Annotated in this window: 18 protein-coding genes; 7 read left to right on the plus strand and 11 right to left on the minus strand. The window is 60.3% G+C overall.

The window, feature by feature from the left end; all coding sequences use genetic code 11:
* Positions 1-124 precede the first annotated feature (124 nt).
* The 4 genes from argC (at position 125) to B9G99_RS02370 (ending at position 3992) form a co-directional block, all read left to right on the plus strand.
* Complete coding sequence (gene argC / locus B9G99_RS02355) at positions 125-1081, plus strand: N-acetyl-gamma-glutamyl-phosphate reductase (protein WP_086620580.1); 957 nt, start codon at positions 125-127, stop codon at positions 1079-1081.
* 70 nt (positions 1082-1151) lie between these two features.
* A complete protein-coding gene (locus B9G99_RS02360; RefSeq protein ID WP_086620581.1) occupies positions 1152-1964 on the plus strand; it encodes an ion transporter in 813 nt (270 codons plus the stop codon).
* Between the two features lie 112 nt (positions 1965-2076).
* The gene (zwf, locus tag B9G99_RS02365) at positions 2077-3675 is read left to right on the plus strand and encodes a glucose-6-phosphate dehydrogenase (protein WP_086620582.1); all 1599 of its coding nucleotides are present in this window, start codon (positions 2077-2079) and stop codon (positions 3673-3675) included.
* Between the two features lie 17 nt (positions 3676-3692).
* Positions 3693-3992, plus strand: a complete 300-nt coding sequence (locus B9G99_RS02370; RefSeq protein WP_086620583.1) for a chorismate mutase — start codon at positions 3693-3695, stop codon at positions 3990-3992.
* 123 nt (positions 3993-4115) lie between these two features.
* Here B9G99_RS02370 and B9G99_RS02375 read toward each other — a convergent pair whose 3' ends face one another.
* From B9G99_RS02375 to B9G99_RS02415, 9 genes are all read right to left on the minus strand, one after another.
* Positions 4116-5006: an NAD-dependent epimerase/dehydratase family protein gene (locus tag B9G99_RS02375; protein WP_086620584.1), complete on the minus strand. Its 891-nt coding sequence runs from the start codon at positions 5004-5006 to the stop codon at positions 4116-4118.
* A gap of 103 nt (positions 5007-5109) precedes the next feature.
* Positions 5110-6081 carry a cyclodeaminase gene (locus tag B9G99_RS02380; protein ID WP_227875893.1) on the minus strand — a complete coding sequence of 324 codons (972 nt, stop codon included), beginning with the start codon at positions 6079-6081 and terminating at the stop codon, positions 5110-5112.
* Positions 6082-6087: 6 nt separating this feature from the next.
* Entirely contained in the window at positions 6088-7083 is a 996-nt protein-coding gene (gene eutB, locus B9G99_RS02385; protein ID WP_086620586.1) for a hydroxyectoine utilization dehydratase EutB, read from the minus strand.
* Between the two features lie 101 nt (positions 7084-7184).
* Positions 7185-8651: an NAD-dependent succinate-semialdehyde dehydrogenase gene (locus B9G99_RS02390; protein ID WP_174678751.1), complete on the minus strand. Its 1467-nt coding sequence runs from the start codon at positions 8649-8651 to the stop codon at positions 7185-7187.
* Between the two features lie 284 nt (positions 8652-8935).
* Positions 8936-9883, minus strand: a complete 948-nt coding sequence (locus B9G99_RS02395) for an ABC transporter substrate-binding protein (RefSeq protein WP_227875894.1) — start codon at positions 9881-9883, stop codon at positions 8936-8938.
* 107 nt (positions 9884-9990) lie between these two features.
* On the minus strand, positions 9991-10665 hold the full coding sequence (locus B9G99_RS02400; protein ID WP_086620588.1) for an ABC transporter permease: 675 nt from the start codon (positions 10663-10665) through the stop codon (positions 9991-9993).
* Complete coding sequence (locus B9G99_RS02405; RefSeq protein ID WP_086620589.1) at positions 10665-11300, minus strand: ABC transporter permease; 636 nt, start codon at positions 11298-11300, stop codon at positions 10665-10667. The genes B9G99_RS02400 and B9G99_RS02405 overlap by 1 nt, the downstream gene beginning before the upstream one ends.
* Positions 11297-12457: an ATP-binding cassette domain-containing protein gene (locus tag B9G99_RS02410; protein ID WP_086620590.1), complete on the minus strand. Its 1161-nt coding sequence runs from the start codon at positions 12455-12457 to the stop codon at positions 11297-11299. The genes B9G99_RS02405 and B9G99_RS02410 overlap by 4 nt, the downstream gene beginning before the upstream one ends.
* Positions 12458-12519: 62 nt before the next feature.
* Positions 12520-13023, minus strand: coding sequence for a cupin domain-containing protein (locus B9G99_RS02415; protein ID WP_086620591.1), 504 nt, complete (start codon positions 13021-13023; stop codon positions 12520-12522).
* A gap of 142 nt (positions 13024-13165) precedes the next feature.
* Between B9G99_RS02415 and B9G99_RS02420 the strand changes: the two genes are divergently transcribed.
* Positions 13166-14320: a glycosyltransferase family 4 protein gene (locus B9G99_RS02420; protein ID WP_148663903.1), complete on the plus strand. Its 1155-nt coding sequence runs from the start codon at positions 13166-13168 to the stop codon at positions 14318-14320.
* Between the two features lie 31 nt (positions 14321-14351).
* Here B9G99_RS02420 and B9G99_RS02425 read toward each other — a convergent pair whose 3' ends face one another.
* Together B9G99_RS02425 and B9G99_RS02430 are read right to left on the minus strand one after the other, a co-directional pair.
* Positions 14352-15068, minus strand: a complete 717-nt coding sequence (locus B9G99_RS02425; RefSeq protein ID WP_158521425.1) for a gamma-glutamylcyclotransferase — start codon at positions 15066-15068, stop codon at positions 14352-14354.
* Positions 15069-15196: 128 nt separating this feature from the next.
* The gene (locus B9G99_RS02430; protein WP_086620594.1) at positions 15197-16510 is read right to left on the minus strand and encodes a solute carrier family 23 protein; all 1314 of its coding nucleotides are present in this window, start codon (positions 16508-16510) and stop codon (positions 15197-15199) included.
* 310 nt (positions 16511-16820) lie between these two features.
* Here B9G99_RS02430 and rutR point away from each other — a divergent pair, with 310 nt between their 5' ends.
* Together rutR and B9G99_RS02440 are read left to right on the plus strand one after the other, a co-directional pair.
* Positions 16821-17480 carry an HTH-type transcriptional regulator RutR gene (rutR, locus tag B9G99_RS02435; RefSeq protein WP_086620595.1) on the plus strand — a complete coding sequence of 220 codons (660 nt, stop codon included), beginning with the start codon at positions 16821-16823 and terminating at the stop codon, positions 17478-17480.
* Between the two features lie 108 nt (positions 17481-17588).
* On the plus strand, positions 17589-18785 hold the full coding sequence (locus tag B9G99_RS02440) for an NAD(P)/FAD-dependent oxidoreductase (RefSeq protein WP_086620596.1): 1197 nt from the start codon (positions 17589-17591) through the stop codon (positions 18783-18785).
* The last annotated feature ends 38 nt before the right edge of the window (positions 18786-18823 follow it).

Below are 18823 nucleotides of genomic sequence, written 5' to 3' on the forward strand. Positions count from 1 at the left end.
CTCGCTCCATGGTGATTCATTGACGCCCTGTTCGAGAGCGCCTGCCCGGGTGCACGCATGCCTTGAAGGCGTACAATGAGATCAAACAGCAGATTCGATTCATCATTCCAACGCGAGGTAGACCATGACATCCAGGGTATTCGTGGATGGCCAGGAAGGCACAACGGGCCTGAGAATTTTTGACTATCTACAGGCACGCGATGACATCGAGCTTCTACGCATCGACAGTGAGCGTCGCAAGGATCGTGATGAGCGTGCGCGCCTGATCAACCAGGCCGATGTCGTCTTTCTCTGCCTGCCGGACGAAGCCTCGCGGGAAGCAGCTTCTCTGGTCGACAATCCCGATACCTGTCTGATTGATGCCAGCACCGCCTTTCGTACCGACCCCACGTGGACCTATGGCCTGCCGGAACTGACGCCGGGTCAGCGAACACGCATTCGCGAAAGCAAGCGCATTGCCAACGTGGGCTGTCACGCCAGCGCCTTCATCATGCTGGTGCGTCCGCTGATCGATGCCGGGCTGCTGCCGCCGGACTACCCCTATTCCGCCTTTTCACTGACCGGCTACAGCGGTGGTGGCAAAAGGATGATTGCCGACTATGAAGCCGCAACGGATGGATCGCTGGATGCGCCGCGTCCCTACGCGCTGACGCTTGCCCACAAGCATCTGCCGGAAATGCGCATTCATGGCGGTCTTGATCGTGACCCGGTATTTACCCCGATCGTGGGTCACTTCCTGAAAGGGCTGTCGGTCAACATTCCTCTTCAACGCTCACACCTGCCCGAGGGCACCAGTGCCGAGGCCATCACCCGCGCCTGGCAGGCGCATTACGAAGGCGCTCCCTTTGTGAACGTCATGTCGGCGCAGGACAGTGAGGTCCTCGATGGCGGCTTTTTCGATGTCACGGCCTGCAATGACACTAACCGTGTCGATTTATGTGTCTTTGGCAACGAAGAGAGAATGGCACTGGTCGCCCGCCTGGACAACCTGGGCAAGGGCGCTGCCGGGGCTGCCGTCCAGAACATGAATATTCATCTGGGACTTGAAGAGACTACCGGCCTGACCTGCCGACTCGATTGACCCCTGCCTCCTGACGCGGGAGCCGTGCGTCAGGAGATCCCCTGCGTTATTGCTGTAACGGATCCTGTCGATGAAAGAGCGCGTCACGCCCTTCCAGCTGTTTATCCTGGTGCTGTCGATCTATGTGATCAGCGCCATGGCCGCGAGCCTGCTGCTGACGCTACCACCGGAGCTCAACCGGCTGCTGCAGTACATGGACTACATTGTCTGCTTTTTCTTTTTCATCGACTTCTGTCAGCGCTTCATGCGCGCCGAAAGCAAGCTGGCCTACATGCGCTGGGGCTGGATTGACCTGCTGGCCTGTATCCCGGCGGGCCTTTTTCAGGGCGCACGCATGTTTCGCGTGGTGCAGGTATTGCGCGTGCTGCGGGCGGTCAAATCAATGGAGATGATCTGGCGGCTTTTGTTTCGCAATCGCGCCGAAGGCGTGTTCGCCTCGGCCGCCACCGCCACCGTGCTGCTGGTGGCCTTTGGGGCCATCACCATGCTGATGGTGGAAAGTCCCAACCCGGCAAGCCCCATCGAGACCGCCGAGGACGCGCTCTGGTGGGCGATCGTGACCGTCACGACCGTGGGGTATGGCGACTACTATCCCGTGACAACGCTGGGCCGCGTGGTCGCCGTGCTGTTGATGATTGGCGGCGTAGGTCTTTTCGGCAGCTTTGCCGCCTATATCAGTTCGATTTTCATCGCCGATGACAGCGAGCGGGAATCCCGCGAGGCACGTGCCCAACGAGACATGACCCGAGCCCTTCATCATCAGATCCGTGAGCTGACCGATGAAGTGCGCGAGCTGCGAAAGCGGCTGGACCAAATGCACGATGCCCCGACGCGTTCCTCCCTGACGTCCGAAGAGGAAAAACGTCCCGACCGGGATTCATGATCAACGTCTTGCGGCAGGGATGAGGCATAACATCGCATTTGCATTACGCTTTATAAAAAGGGCACGACACGCAGCCCTTCTTTCCTACGCAAGCCATGCATGAGGCGATGACATGACCCAGAGCGACCATCAGCATCAACAGGACGGGCAGCAACAAAAGGCGCCCCCACCGGCCGACAACACCACCATGTTCATCTTTGGCGCCAGTGGCGATCTGGTGAAGCGCCTGCTGGTCCCCTCGCTGTACAACCTGGACCGCGATGGTCTGCTCGATCGCAGTATGAGCATTGTCGGCGTCGATATCGCCGAGCACGATGACGACAGCTTTCGCGGGCATCTCAAGGACTTTATCGCCGACAAGGCTGCCGACAGGCATGCCGAGGGAGGCGGTCAGGAACTTGACGAGGACCACTGGCAGGATTTTGCCCAGCGCCTTCACTATCTACAGGGCGATTTCACTGAATCGGACATTTTTGAGCAGATCAAAAGCCATCTCGGACAGGCTGACAGCGACAACGCCCTGTTCTACTGCGCCACCGCCCCGCGCTTTTTCGGCGACATCGCCACCGGTCTTGGCAAGGCCGACCTGATGAAGGAAGGCGACAACCGCTACCGCCGCCTGGTGGTGGAAAAGCCCTTTGGACATGATCTGGAATCGGCGAAAGCGCTCAATGCGCAGCTGCTGGAGGTCATGAAGGAAGAGCAGATCTATCGGATCGATCACTTTCTGGGCAAGGAGACCGTGCAGAACATTCTGGTCGCCCGCTTTGCCAACGTGCTGTTCGAGCCCTTCTGGAACAATCACTACATCGATCATATCCAGATCACGACTGCCGAAACCGTCGGCGTCGAAAAGCGCGGCAATTTTTATGAAAAAAGCGGTGCCATGCGCGACATGGTGCCCAACCACCTCTTTCAGCTGCTGGCCATGGTGGCCATCGAGCCGCCGGCCGCCTTCGGCGCCGACGCCCTGCGCAGCGAAAAGGCCAAGGTGCTGGGCGCCCTGCGCCCCTGGCCCAGAGAAGAAGTACATCACAACTCGGTACGCGGTCAGTACCGTGCCGGCAACGTCAATGACAGCGACGTGGTCGGCTATCGTGATGAGCCCGATGTCGCCGAAGACAGCAACACCGAGACCTTTGTCGCCATGAAGATGATGGTCGACAACTGGCGCTGGGTAAACGTGCCCTTCTATCTGCGCACCGGCAAGCGCCTGAGCGCACGCGATACCGAGATCGCCATCTGCTTCAAGCCGGCACCCTATGCCCAGTTTCGCGGCACTGACGTTGAGCGCATGAACTCCAACTGGTTGATCATTCAGCTTCAGCCCAATGAAGGCATGTGGTTCGATTTTCAGGCCAAGCGTCCGGGGCCGGAGCTTGAAATGGATACCGTCAAGATGGGCTTTGCCTACAAGGACTTCTTCGACCTGCCGGCAGCGACCGGCTATGAAACCCTGATCTATGACTGCCTGACGGGCGATCAGATGCTGTTTCAGCGTGTCGATACGATCGAGAACAGCTGGCGCGCCGTGCAGCCCTTCCTTGATGCCTGGGCCGAGGACAGCAGCGTCGAGGGCTACGAAGCAGGCTCTGAAGGCCCACAGGGCGCACATGACCTGCTTGAGCGCGACGGCCGACAGTGGCACAAGATCGGCGAGGTCACCGGCCCGGGGGTCGCACCGGTGCCGGGCAGTTCACGACGAAAATAGTCTCGGGGGAAACCGACATGAAAAACGTGCAGCCATGCCGTGACCTGGCGGAGGTTCGACAACACATCGACCGCCTGGATCAGGAAATCGTGGCCGCCATTGCCGAGCGAGGCGGCTATGTCCACCAGGCGGCAGCCTTCAAGCGCAACGAGCAGGAAGTCAGGGCGCCTCAGCGTGTCGAACAGGTCATCGAAAGGGTTCGCACAATGGCCGAAGAGCATCAGGCTGACCCGGAGGTGGTCGAGCAGGTGTATCGCGCCATGATCTCGGCCTTCACTGAGGCCGAGATGCACACCCACCGAAGCAACAACGACTGATCGTATCTGTTCAACAGGAAGAAAAGACAGGGAGGGCGCCACCGCGCCCTCACTGTCTCGTTGGCTCAACGTACCGCTACGTTCGCAGCCCTTCCAACGAAATAGTTCTGCCGTACGCCAGCGCTACCGAGCCAGCTCGTCGCGCCAGGAATGCTGCGGCACAAAACCGACCAGCCGGCGCGCTTTCTCGTTGCTGTAGAAGGTCTCGAACTCGCCCATCTCGCGTTTGAGCGGCACTTCAGGGTAGAAGCGCTCGATCACCTCGGCCGTCGTCAGGTCCACCGATAGATCATCATTGGCGACGTTGAACACCTGATAGCCCAGACCCTCCGTTTTCAGGCAGCAATCAACCATCCGGCCCAGATCGCGGGCGTCGATATAGGCAAAGATATTCCGGCGGCGCAGTGCCGGGTTCTCCATGAACGCCGGGAATTTCTCGCGATACTCATGGGGCTCGATCACGTTGTTGATGCGAAGGCCATAAATGTCGATGCCCGAACGTGCCTGGAAGGAACGAGCGGTGACCTCGTTGACCACCTTGCTCATGGCATAGCTGTCCTGCGGAACGGTGGGATGCTCTTCGTCCACGGGCAGATACTCGGGCGTCTTCTCGCCATCGGCAAAGCAGATGCCATAGGTGGTTTCACTGGAGGCAAATATCACCCTGGGGATGCCCAGTCTGGTGGCGGCATCCAGCACGTTATAGGTACTTAACGTGTTGATGCGATACGTTTCGTTGTCCGGCCGATGCAGGATGGCCGGTATGGCCGCAAAATGAACGATCGCGTCATAACGCGGCACGCCAGTGCCGGGCTCCAGCTCATCGAGGCCTGCATAGGCCTGACAGGCGTTGAAAACCTGACCTGCATCGGTCAGATCGGTGATCAGGGTTGGGATGCCGGGCGTGTCGGACGGCGTCCAGTCCAGATTGGTCACCCGGTGGCCCTGGTCGCGAAGATAGGCGGTCGCATGTCGACCGGCCTTGCCGCTCCCCCCCGTAAACAGAATGCGCATGATGTCTCCCGCTGAATGAAGCTGTCATGACACCCTGGCAAGGCGCGTCCCGAAGCGCCAGTGAGCCTGGCGCCAACAGGCCGGTTCCCGAACGCTCGGCGCCCTATGCCAACAGTCTTTTCAAGGCAAATCCGGCAATCGCCGTGTCCTGCACGCCGGTGCCGGTCAGATCACACACCGTGATCTGATCACGACCGATACGTGGCGACTGTCCGCTGGCGATCACCTTGCCAAGCTCGACAACCTCAAAGGGAGGTATCTCATCGGCCCAGGCCTTGAGTTCGCCATTGGTCTCGCTCTGGGTACGGGTATCGGCCACGAACACATCGGCACTCGTCATCACTGACGCGTCCAGTTCGCGTTTTTCCGGACTGTCCGAGCCCATGGCCGTGACATGCACACCGGCGGGCAAGTGATCGGCATAGAGCAGCGGCGATTTCGACGGCGTGGTGGTGATAATCACATCCGCCTCGCGACAGGCGCTTTCAATATCACCATGTACATTGACGCAGAGCCCTTCAAAGCGCTCGCGCATTCGCACGGCATACGCCTCGGCGCGGTCGGTATCGCGTGCCCAGACATCGACGGTGTCGATATCACGAACCAGCTTGAGTGCAGCGATCTGCAGCTCGGCCTGAACCCCGGCGCCGATGACAGCCGCGCGACGGCTGTCCTTGCGTGCCAGATGCTTCGCGGCAATGGCCCCGGCCAGCGCGGTGCGAATATCGGTGAGATAGCCCTCGTCAAAGAGCACCGCTTCGACCAGCCCGGTCCTGGCAGAAAAGACAATCATCAGCCCGTTGAGACTTGGCAAACCCAGCGAGGGGTTATTAAAAAAGCCGGGACTGACCTTGATGGCAAAGCGCTCGTTGCCGCGAATATGGGCGGTCTTGACGTCGACCTCGCCGTTGGCTTCCTCGATCGCCATGGAGAGAATCGGCGGCTGCACCACCTGCCCCTCACCCAGCGCACGGAAACCGGCTTCCACGGCCTCAAGCGCTGCCAAATCAAGCTCAACGACGTTTTGAATCTGCGTGCGATGATAAAGCTCCATCCCTGCTCCCGTATTCTCCATGAGGGTTCATGCGTCAGCCATGTCCCTTGCCCGCTGCCAGGTGGTCATGTCCACACCGTTGCCTGACACGATCAGTGCCACCTTCTCACCGCGAATGTCGATGGCATGCTCCTCAAGCGCCGCCAGCCCCACGACTGCGGCACCTTCGACCAGCATCTTCTCGACTTCCAGAAAATGCACCATGGCCGAGGCGATCGCGCGTTCGCTGACCTGGCAGTGGTCGCTCATCACCTCTCGAACCAACGGCCAGGTGCAGCGATTGTCGAGCCCGATGCCACCACCGAGCGAGTCCGCCAGCGTTTCGACCTCCTCCACCTCGACCGGATGACCGGCGGTCAGACTTTCAATCATTGCCGCCCCATGCATCATGCTCACACCGGTGACCCGCACCTGCGGATTGATCGCGCGCACGGCACGGCCAATACCTCCCAGCAGGCCACCGCCGGAAAGACCGATCAACACCCGGTCGAGCTCAGGCACATCCTCCATCAGCTCAAGACCGATGGTGCCCTGTCCGGCCACGATCAACGGATCATCGAAGGGTTCGATCAGCGTCATGCCCTCCTCGCGCACCAGTCGGCGCGCCTCCACGAAGGCATCATCCTGACTGCGCCCGACCGTGCGTACCTCGGCGCCCAGTGCCTTGATGGCGGCCACCTTGTTGGCCGGCACCAGATTCGAGACACAGATGATGGCGCGTGCACCCAGCCGAGAGGCCGCCCAGGCCACCGCCCGGCCGTGATTGCCGGTCGAGGCCGTGGTCACACCGCGCTCAAGCGTCGCCTCATCCAGTGCCGCGATGGCGTTGAGCGCCCCCCGGAGCTTGAAGGCGCCGCTGGGCTGCAGGGTCTCGAGCTTGAGATGAACCTCGGCCTCGAAGCGCTCGGAAAGCGCCACGGACTTCACCAGCGGCGTTCTTGCGGCCTGCCCCGCGATTCGGGCACGGGCAAGATAAATATCGTGCAGGGTCACGGCACTGTGGGGGATAGCGCTGTTGGTCATGACACTCCCGGCAGGTAAAGGGCCCAGGCGCCACGGGTGTTTCACCTGGAAACCGTGTCACCCTGGCGCATGGACCATGACGCTTCAAGCGTACTCCAGAATCAGCTGCCCGAAGGTCCCGGCATGTTGCCCAGACAGAAGTACTTGGTGTCCAGATACTCCTCCAGCCCCTGGGCACCGCCTTCACGACCGAGCCCGGATTGCTTGACCCCGCCAAAGGGAATGGGCGCGCCGGTCATCTTGAGCGTATTGACGCTGACCATGCCGTACTCGAGCCCGCGCATCATTTTCCAGATGCGCTTGACGTCATTGCTGTAGATATAGGCGGCCAGGCCATATTCAGTGTCGTTGGCCGCGGCCACCACCGCCTCGTCGTCATCGAAGGCACATACGCCCGCCACCGGCGAGAAGGTCTCCTCTCGGAACACTCGCATTTCCGGAGTAATGTCGGCCAGAAGCGTCGGCATGAAAAAGTTGGCGCCCGGCGCCATCGACTGATTGCCCGCTACCAGACGAGCGCCACGGTTGACGGCATCATCGACGATGGCCTGCGCCGCCTCGACCGCCCGGCGATGAATCAGCGGGCCGATATCGACTTCCATCATGCCGCTGCCGACGCGCAGCGCCTTCATGTGCACGGCGAAACGCTCCAGAAAGCGATCATAAATGCGCCGGTGCACGAAAATGCGGTTGGCGGCCAGGCAGTCCTGCCCGGCGGTCTGAAACTTTGCTGCCACCGCCTCACGGGCGGCCTCGTCGACATCCACATCCTCACAGACGATAAAGGGTGCGTTGCCGCCCAGCTCCAGCGACATGCGCTTGACGGTGCCGGCACTCTGGCGAATCAAAAGCTTGCCGACACGCGTGGAACCGGTAAACGACACCGAGCGCACCCGGGTATCGGTACACAGCACCTCGGACACGGTGGCAGGCTCGCCGGTCACCACGTTGAAAATGCCCGGCGGGATGCCCGCGCGCTCGGCAAGCTCGGCGAGCGCCAGCGCCGTAAATGGGGTCTCGTTGGCGGGCTTGACGATCACTGGGCAGCCGGCGGCCAGCGCCGCCCCCGCCTTGCGGGTGATCATCGCCAGCGGGAAGTTCCAGGGAGTGAGCATCACCGACACCCCCACCGGCTCCTTGAGCGTGCCCAGCATGGCATTGGGAATATGGCTGGGGATGGTCATGCCATAGGCCCGGCGCGCCTCTTCGGCAAACCACTGAATGAAACTGGCCCCGTAATCCACCTCGCCGCGGGCATCGCGCAGCGGCTTGCCCTGCTCCAGCGTCATCAAATGGGCCAGATCCTCGCGGTGTTCATGAAGGAGCTGATACCAGCGCTGCAGGAGCCGCCCTCGCTCATCCACCGACAGCGCCCGCCAACCGGCGAAGGCACGTTCGGCGGCCGTCACGGCGCCGGTGATCTGCTCGGCGTCCAGCAGGGCGCAATATCCGAGTATTTCGCCGTTGGCCGGATCCAGCACCGGCTCATCGTGATTGCTGCGGCCGGCCGTCCATTGCCCGTCGACATAGGCCAGCTGACGAAAAAGACGTGGATCATTGAGTTGCATGTCACCTCCTGAACGCCTGAGCGTCATGGCTGCACATCGTCAAATAAAGCGCCAACAGACCGTGCAGAGAACTGTCGCCATCTGACGGTCAGCGTGACAGATCCAGCCATGATGTTTTTTCTGTCTCCCCTGCCTGCGGCCGTGATTTTTTTCCTTGTGCATGGTGCAACCTGGTGTTTTTTTGGTCGATGCCGGTGCAGCCCCCGGACGCCCTGGGTATGCAGATACGGCAACGCCGCCCAGAGGGGCGGCGTTGTCAGCAGGGCATCAGGATATGGCGCTGCCTAGTTGGCGCTCTGCTGGCCACTGTCCATGTGCTCATCGACCCACTGACTGGCGACCTGTGCCGGATCAGCCTTGTCGATCTCGACGCGATGGTTCATGTCCTGCAGGTCTTCCGTGGTCAGCACCTCCGAGACGCGATTGAGAGACTGGCGTATCTCATCGTTCAAGGCCTCGCTGCGCGCCACGGGCACGATGTTCTGGGCAGGTTCCAGATCCTTGTCATCCTTAAGCGCTACCCAGTCGTTTTCGGCGATGGCGCCCTGAGAGGAGAACATCCGCGCCACATCGATATCCCCGTTGGCCAGTGCCCCTCGGGTCAGCGGCCCGCCGGCATCGAGCGAGCGGAAGTTGGCAAATTCGATGTTATAGACCCGCTTGAGCCCGGGAAGACCAACATCGCGCGTGCGCGTTTCCGGCGGCCCGCCCATGGTCAGCTCACCGGAGACCGGCGCCAGGTCAGAGAAGGTCTCGAGATGGTATTTGTCCGCCGTTTCCCGCGTCACGACCAGCGCATCGCGATCTTCGGCCGGCGAGGCCTCCAGCGCCTCGATCCCGTCAGGCAGCACGCTGCGAAGCGCCGCCATGACCTCCTCGTTGTTTCGGGCATCGGCATGCGCCTCGTCCTGATCAAGATAGGTCATCAAGGCACCGGAATACTCCGGCAGCACATCGATTTCACCGTTGGTCAGGGCCGGAAACACGACTTCGCGCGAGCCCAGGTTGAGGCGGGTGTTAACGTTGACGCCGTCATTTCGAAGCACGTCGGCGTAGATATTGGCCAGAATCAGCTGTTCCGGGAAATTGGTCGAGCCGACGGTCACGGTGGCCTGATCGGCGCCGCCGTCCTGTGCGGTGCTGTTGTCTGCGCTGTCCTCGTCGCCGCCGGAACAACCGGCCAGCACCGCCAGCGTCAGCGCGCCGAGCCCAAGCTTCCATCCACGATTCATGTTCATGTTCCCTTTGGTCATGATGTGCATTCCCTTGTGTTCATCGTTGGCCCATCGATTCTGGCCCAGCCAGGCGCGACGTGCACCTGATGATTGCCGTCATCACGTTATTGCAGCCCTTTGGCCGTGATCAGCCTTTGAAGACCTGCAAACAAAAGCTCGGTCATGACCGCCAGCACCGCGACCAGAATGGCCCCCACCAGCACCTGGGCCAGGTCGCGCACGGCCAGACCATCAATCAGATAGCGCCCAAGGCCACCCAGCCCTACATAGGCCGCAAGTGTGGCCGTCGACATGACCTGAACCGCCGAGGTGCGAACGCCTGCCATGATCAGCGGCATGGCGATTGGCAGCTCCACCTGCCAGAGCCGCTGCCAACCGGTCATCCCCAGCGCCATGGCGGCCTGACGCACGGCCGGGTCCACTTCGCGCATGCCGACAAAACTGTTGGTCACCATCGGCGGAATGGCCAGCGCGACCAGCGCCACGATCACCGGAATCACGCCATAGCCTGCCAGCAGAAAGACCAGAATGATGACGCCAAAGGCCGGGATGGCGCGCCCGATATTGGAAATATTGATGGCCAGCAGCCCGCCGCGACCGCTGTGTCCCAGCCCGATGCCGATGGGCAGTGCAATGGCCGCCCCGATCAGCGTCGAGATCAGCACATAGGTCACGTGCTCAACAATATGGTCGGGAATACTGCCGGGCCCCTGCCAGTTCACGGGCTGGGCGAAGAAGTTGATCACCCCGGTCATGAGCGTTGTGAAATCATGGTTCATCAGCGCACTCCCCGCTGCCACGGCGTCAGACAGTAAAGGATGCCCACCAGTGCCAGATCAACGATGACCGCCAGCGCCACCGATAGGACAAAGCCGATAATCAGCGGCGTGGCAAAGCTCAGGGTAAAGCCGGTAATGAAAAGCTGGCCCAGCCCGCCCTGACCGATCAGCGCCGTGACCGTCACCATGCCGATGATGGTCACCGCCGCAATACGAATGCCCGCCACAATGACCGGCAGGGCAATGGGCAGCTCCACGGCAAAAAGCCGGCGGGCCGGCGTATAACCCAGTGCCCGTGCCGCCTCACGGACGATGGGCGACACCCCGCGCAGCCCCTGAACGATATTGCGAAACAGGATCAAAAGCGTATAGAGCGTCAGGCCGATCAGCGAAGTGGCCATCGACAGACCGGTAAAGGGCATCAGCAGAATAAACAGCGCCAGCGAAGGAATGGTAAACATTACTCCGGTCACGGCCAGCGATGGGCCGTAAAGCCTGGGCCAGCGTACTGCCAGCAGCGCCAGCGGAAAGGCAATCAAAAAGCCGAACAGCAGTGACAGCCCGACCAGCTGAACGTGCTGTAACAGCGCCGCCGTGATCTGATGGCTGTTGGACGCCACCCATTCCCAGTTCATGACAGCCGCCTTCTCAGCTGCAGCTGATCAATGACCCCTAAATAGCGCCCCTGGGCGTTGAGCACGGGCATGACCTCACCCGGTGCACTGATCAGGGCGTTGAGTGCGCTGCGCAGGTTGTCATGCACGTAAAGGCGATGACGCCACGGCCTCAAGGCAAGAGAATCGATGCGCGCCCGATCATCGGCCTGCTTGATCGTTTCCCAGTCCAGCCAGCCCAGCGGCGCACGCTGCTCATCAAGCACCACAATGCCGCTACTGCCGGCCTGTTGCAGATAGCTGCGTGCCCTCGCCACGATCTCATCACGAGGCGCCGTCAGGCCGGCATCCAGTTCCAGACTGTCCAGACGCTCCAGTGCCAGACGACGCAGCTCGCGGTCGGCACCGATAAAATCGACCACGAAATCGCTGGCCGGCGCCGAAAGAATGTGTGCGGGCGTATCGAACTGGGCCAGCTGTCCACCCTGAGCGAAGATCGCCACCCGATCGCCGAGTTTCATCGCCTCGTCGATGTCGTGGGTCACCATCACGATGGTCTTCTGGACCCGCCGCTGCAGGCTTAAAAACTCCTCCTGCAGATGAGTACGCACGATGGGATCGACCGCCGCAAAGGGCTCATCCATCAAAAGAATCGGTGGGTCGGCCGCCAGTGCCCGCGCAAGCCCCACACGCTGCTGTTGCCCACCGGAGAGCTGATGCGGATAGCGAGAGACAAGCGCATCATCCAGGCCAACCAGCTCGACCAGCTCTGCAACGCGCTCGCGAATGCGCCTTTTGTCCCAGCCCAGAAGGCGGGGTACGACGGCGATGTTGTCGGCAATCGTTTTATGGGGAAAGAGCCCCGAATGCTGCATCACATAGCCGATCTGGCGCCGCAGTCGGGTCGCATCCACCGACATCACATCCCGATCACCGATCAGAAGCCGTCCATCACTCAGCGTTTCCAGCCGATTGATCATGCGAAGCGTGGTGGTCTTGCCACAGCCTGAAGGGCCGACCAGCACGGTCAGCTCCCCGGCCGGCAGGGTCAGATCCAGTGATTCGACGGCGACCGTGCCGTCGCCATAGCGCTTGGTCACACCTTCAAACACGATCGCACTGCTGTCGTGTGTATCACGATCTTCTGCGCTGGCGCGTTGGCGATGATCGTCCGTCAACGGCGTATCCTCCTGGAATGAACCAGCGCTGCCTCGGGGCGGCAGCGCGCTATCAATGGGCGTCAGACCCAGTCGCTGACCACACCACCAGCCTCACCCGCCACGGGGTCCAGCGTCGGCCGCGGCACCGACTCGATGCGCTGGCGTACATCAGGGGTATTGTCACCGCGGCGGCAGATATCCCAGTCCCCCTGCCCGAGTGGATACCCGGCGGTCAGGGCAAAATCATTGCTGGCGCTGATGCGACAGTGGCCGGTACCCGCGGGCAAGACGATCACGTCACCGGCGCTGACCTCAATGTCTTCGCCCTGTTCGCCGCCCAGACGAAGCGTCGCGGCACCGTCATAAACGCCCAGCACTTCGTGAGCTGTACTGTGAAAATGATGATAATCAAACACGCCGCCACGCCACTGAACGGGCCAGTCATTTTTTTCAAACAGCGCCTCGAGCGTCTCTACCAGTGACCGTCCGTCATCAGCGGTCAAACCACGATAGAGCAGCGCAGGATAGCGGCTGTTGGGAATACTGCCATCGTCCTGAAACAAAAGGGTCTGAGGCTTTTTCATTCGAATCTCTAGGGGATTGTGATGTCGACATCGCGCCAGTATCAGTACAGCAGGGATTCTATGCTATTTCGACGATTTTGATTTCTGGGGCTGGTAAAAGAGCAAAACAGACAAACTTGCTACATTTAAAAAAAATAAAGTATTGCCTACCATCCGTTCTTTTTTCAGAGCTTGCCCGTTCATGCGCATATGTTTTCTTTTACGCAATATCTCCCTTCCTTCCGGCATAGAGCGTGTCACTTCGGTTGTCGCCAACCGGCTTGCAGAAAAGGGGGTGGATGTCTCGATCGTAAGCCTGTGGGGAGGACTGGAGCCCTTTTACGACAAGCATGAAGCCGTAAAACTTTATCAGTTATTTCCAGAGCAAGTGACTGAAAAAAACAGAGTCGTTGCCCTAGGCAAACGTCTGGGCCGCTTTCCTGCTGCTTCCCATAAGTTACGCAAGCTTCTTAAAAAATACCCTCAGGATATTCTGATCGATACAGATTACCTTCTAGGACAGGTAGCGCTTCCGGCACTGGTGGGCCTTGGCGTGAAGCACATCCATTGGGAACATTTCCATTTCAATCTTGATCTGGACAAGCCGCATAAATTGCTGGGTCGTCGCCTTCTGGCACGCCGTACCAGCGCCATCGTCACGCTGACCGAGCGGGATGTTGGTTACTGGCAGGAGGGAGCACGCCCTGGCGGACCGGTCATGGCCATTCATAATCCGGTGCCCTTTGAGCGACCGGATGTGCAATATGACCCTGATACCCGCGTCGTACTGGCCGTAGGGAGGCTCAATCGACAAAAGGGATTCGATCATCTTCTTGAGGCCTGGGCAAAGGTTCGAATCGATTCCGAAGATAATGCATCACCATGGCAGCTGGTAGTGCTTGGCAGCGGTGAGGAAGAAGCCGCATTAAAAAAACAGTGCCAGGAACTTGAGATTGCGCATAGCGTTACCTTCGTACCAGCCACAAGAGATGTAGAGAGCTATTACCGCAAGGCCTCCATGCTGGCCATGAGCTCTCGTTATGAAGGCTTTGGCATGGTTTTGCTGGAGGCACAGACATATCGGCTACCCATTGTGGCCTTCGATTGCGACGTCGGTCCCGCCGAAGTCATTACACATGAGAAAAACGGGCTACTGGTTTCTCCGGGCGACATCAAGGATTTCAGTGCGCAGCTTCAAAAGCTCATGGACGATCGGGACATGCGCTGCCACTTTTCATCGAAAACCGACGAATCCGTTGACCGCTTCATGCCGGATCCCATCGCGGATCGCTGGATCGATCTTTTCAGGAGTCTTTAACGGCCAGATTGCCCGGCAGAAACCATACGGCTCAGCGAGAGCGCTCGGTGCGGTGACAGGCATGGACGGCGCGCTGGAGGCGTCCCAGGTAGCTGTCCTCGATCCCCAGGTCGCGCAGCCCTGCGACCGTGTTGTCGAGATACTCAAGGCAGCTCCCCAGCACGCCGCTGGCTCTGGACAGTCGACCCACGATATCGGCATCCGAAAGCCCGGGCAGATAGCGTGGGTGATCAGGGTTGGCGATAAAGGCAATCCCGGGCAACTCGCCCTCCTCGGTGGCCAGCGTCACCCAGCGCGGCATATAGGCACCGGTCAGCATCTCGCGCCGCCAGACCAGCAGGAGCTCATGGGCCAGATGCTGCTCCTTGATGCGCAGCGCCATGCCTTCACTGTCCCCACCGGGCACCAGCGCCAGCATCAGCCCGGGGCACTCGGGCGTGCCGCGCCCGTGCTCCAGATTCAGACAGAAATCACGGTGATAGCCCTCAAGGCGCACGCGCCGACGCTCTTCGATCTCGATGCATGGATTCCACACCAGCGAGCCATAGGCGAACAGATACACACCATCAATCTGCTCGGCACAGGGCGGGCGATGTGCCAGCATTTCGTTGATCGAGTCGCGAAAGGCCTCGTTGGACAGCAGCGCCTCCTGAGGATGGTGCCGCTCGTAGTGGACTCGCAGACGATCGGCTTCAAGCACTTCGCGCGTCATGGCCAGCGGTCTTTCATCATCCGGCTGTTCGTTCATGCAGCGCCCTCGCTTGTGACAGTCATCTCCAAGACTAACGTGAACGGCCTCTGAAAACGAAAGCATCGATTGTGATAACGCAGGCGCCCTGCCATGCCGAGCGCAGGGCAGGAACCGCCGGCCAGCAGTCAGTGGCCGCCTTCCAGCGTCCTGCGCGCCGTGCCGCGACGCAGGATGGCATGCAGGATGACCGCCCCAAAGGTGGCGGTGCCAATGCCGTCAAGCGTGAACTGGCCAAGACTCAGAGAGAAGTTGCCGGCACCCAGTACCAGTGTCACCGCTACTACGATCAGGTTGGCGTTATCTCCCAGATCCACGTTGTTTTCGATCCAGATGCGCGCACCAGCCACCGCAATCAGGCCAAAAACGACGATCGAGGTGCCGGCCAGCACCGGCCCGGGGATGGTATGGATCACCGCCCCAAAGCGGGGCGAAAACCCCAGCAGGATCGCAAAGCCGGCGGCTGCCACGAAAATCAGCGTTGAGTAGACCCGGGTGACCGCCATAACGCCGATATTTTCGGCATAGGTCGTGACACCGGTACCGCCGGTCGACCCGGACAGCATGGTGGCCAGGCCATCGCCCAGAAAGGCGCGCCCGATATATGGGTCCAGGTTGCGCTGGGTCATCGCCCCGACCGCCTTGATGTGGCCCAGATTTTCGGCGACCAGAATCACCGCCACCGGCGCGATCAATACCATCGCATGGGCGCTGAACTCAGGGGTCGTAAAGGTCGGCAGACCAAACCAGGCCGCCTGCGAGATGACAGAAAAGTCGATTGGCGTGCCCCAGCCCAGACCGTTGGTGACCACGGCATAGATGATATAGGCCGCCACCAGCCCAACCAGGATCAACAGTCGCTGCAGCATGCCGCGGGTGAATACCGCTGCCAGCCCGACGCAGAGGATGGTTACCAGCGCCATGATGCTGTCAAAGGAGGAATCGGCCACACTCGATACCGCCACCGGGGCCAGATTGAGTCCAATGGTCATGACGATCGCCCCGGTGACTACCGGTGGCAACAGCACCTCGATCCAGCGAGTCCCCAGCGCCATGACCACAAGACCCACCACGGCATAGATCGCGCCGCAGGCAATGATGCCGCCCAGCGCCAGAGCGATATTGGGGTTGGCGCCACTACCGGCGTACCCGGTCGCTGCAATCACCACGCCGATAAAGGCAAAGCTCGAGCCCAGATAGCTCGGCACACGCCCGCCCACGATCACAAAAAACAGCAGCGTGCCGATACCGGACATCAAAATGGCCAGATTGGCATCAAAGCCCATCAATAAAGGCGCCAGCACCGTCGAGCCGAACATGGCCACCGCATGCTGAACGCCCATGACCAGTGTCTGCCCGGCGCTCAGGCGCTCATCGGGCGCGACCAGTCCGCCCCTGCCGGCGTCGGCCAGTTGCCAGCGTGGAAACCAGGATTGTGCCATGTCTTGTCTACTCCAGCCTTGTCATTGGATGCCCTTTGGCGCGCATTCTATCGTCCCGGGCGATCGGATGCTCATCCATGGTGGGTCATCCTCTCCCTCTGGCATGACATACCGGCAGGAATATTTCCGGACCGGAGGTCATGACCGACAGGTTTTTGCAGGCAATCACGGCGAAGTAACCACTGCAGAAGACTCGAGCGCCCTTTAAATAACGGTATATAAAAGAGTCGTGATTGTCCTGCTGCGAAAGCCTCCGATGACAACCTCTGATATCGTAGGTCGTCCAAAGGGGATAATGAATGACGCATCAATGAGCAATGATCAGACCCGTTTCAAGACAGAGCCTGCTGGTGGCCGGCGCAGTCGTGGCATCGAACAACGCCGCGCCAGGATGCGCGACGCGGCGCTGCACTTTTTTTCACGCTTTGGCCTGCATGGCACCAGCCTTGATCAGGTGGCCGAGCGAGCCGGCGTTTCCAAGACCAACCTGATCTATCACTATCCCACCAAGGAAGCGCTTTATACCGCGGTACTCAGTGACATGCTCGATCTCTGGATCGCGCCTTTTCAGGCCCTCCAGCCGGATGCCGATGCCCAACCCGCCATTCGCCACTATATCCGCCTCAAGCTGGAACTCTCGCGCGATCACGCCGAGGCCTCGCGGCTTTACTGTCTGGAGATGGTGCAGGGCGCACCGCACCTGGGCGACCTGTTAAAGGGCAATCTGCAGGTGCTGATCGATGAAAAGGCACGGGTGATCGAGCGGTGGATCGAGCGTGGCGATATCACGCCGGTCAATCCGTGGCATCTGTTTTACATGCTATGGGCCACTACCCAGCACTACGCCGACTTTGCCGTGCAGATTGAGGCCATTTCCGGGAGCACCCTTGAAAATCCGGACTTTCTGGAAACGGCTGTCAGCAATGTTCAAACCATCGTCATGGCTGGTCTTATGCCCCGCCAGGGCTGACTGATCCCGATACGTTGTCCGACAGTCGCGCTCGTCCTGAACTACGCTTGAGACATCGGGCTGTCGGCGGGACGCCGGCGCCCTCTCAACGCATGACAGGGAGTCGATATGCAACGCCATGATTATCTGATCATCGGAGGCGGCATGGTGGCCGCCAACGCCGTTAACGGTATTCGCGAGCACGATAAAACGGGCAGCATCGCCATTCTGGGTGCCGAACCCGACGGCCCGGTCACACGCCCCGCGCTTTCCAAGAAGCTCTGGACCGATCCGGAGTTCACTTATGACAAGATCTGGATGACACCGGAAAAGGATGAGAACACCACGCTCTATACCGACATGCGTGTAGAACGCATTGATCGTGATGAGAAAACCGTCACCACAGCCTCGGGGGAAGTGCACGGCTACGGCAGGCTGTTGCTGGCCACCGGCGGTGCGCCCGTGACGCTTGATGATCTACCTGCCGGTGATCGCGTGCTCTATTTTCGAACCGTGCGCGACTACGATCGCCTGCGCGAGCTCTCGGGCGGCCAGCGCCATATCGTGGTGGTCGGCGGCAGCTATATCGGCACCGAAATTGCCGCAGCGCTGGTGCAAAACGATACCCAGGTCACGCTGGTCTATCCCGAGGAAGTGCTGGGCGGCAAGATGTTTCCGCCGTCGCTGGCCAGTCGCTATCACCAGACCTATCTGGATCAAGGCGTCAAGCTGCTGGGCAGTCGCAGCGTCGAAGGTGGCCGGGTCAACGGCGATCACGTCACCCTGACACTGGATGATGACAGCACGCTGGAAGCCGACGCGGTGGTCTTCGGGCTGGGCGTGACGCCCAATGTCAAAATTGCAGAAAACGCCGGCCTTGATGTGGATGGCGGAGTGGTCGTCAACGAGCGGTTACAGACCACGGATGAGCATATCTTCGCTGCCGGCGACGTGGCCTGCTATCCGGACCGCATTCTGGGTCGCCGACGCATCGAACACGTCGATCACGCCAACCAGTCCGGGATCACTGTGGGTCATATCATGGCCGGCAGCGATGAGACCTACGACCACACGCCCTATTTCTACTCCACCGTGTTCGACATGGCCTACAAGGCCGTCGGCACACTCGACAGCTCACTCGAAACCATCGAGGACTGGGCCACACCTCAGGAGCAGGGCGTGGTGTATTACCTCGATAACGGCAGGGTTCAGGGGGTATTGCAGCTCAACATGGACCCGGACAAGCTCGATGAGGCCCGCCAGGTACTGGCCGATACCTCGGAGCAGAGTGAAGAGACGCTGATCGGGCGTATCGAGATCGATTGATCGATGATGACGGCCAATCGTTCATAAAAAACGGGCGC

The organism is Kushneria konosiri (assembly GCF_002155145.1).
In the GTDB taxonomy this organism is placed as follows: domain Bacteria; phylum Pseudomonadota; class Gammaproteobacteria; order Pseudomonadales; family Halomonadaceae; genus Kushneria; species Kushneria konosiri.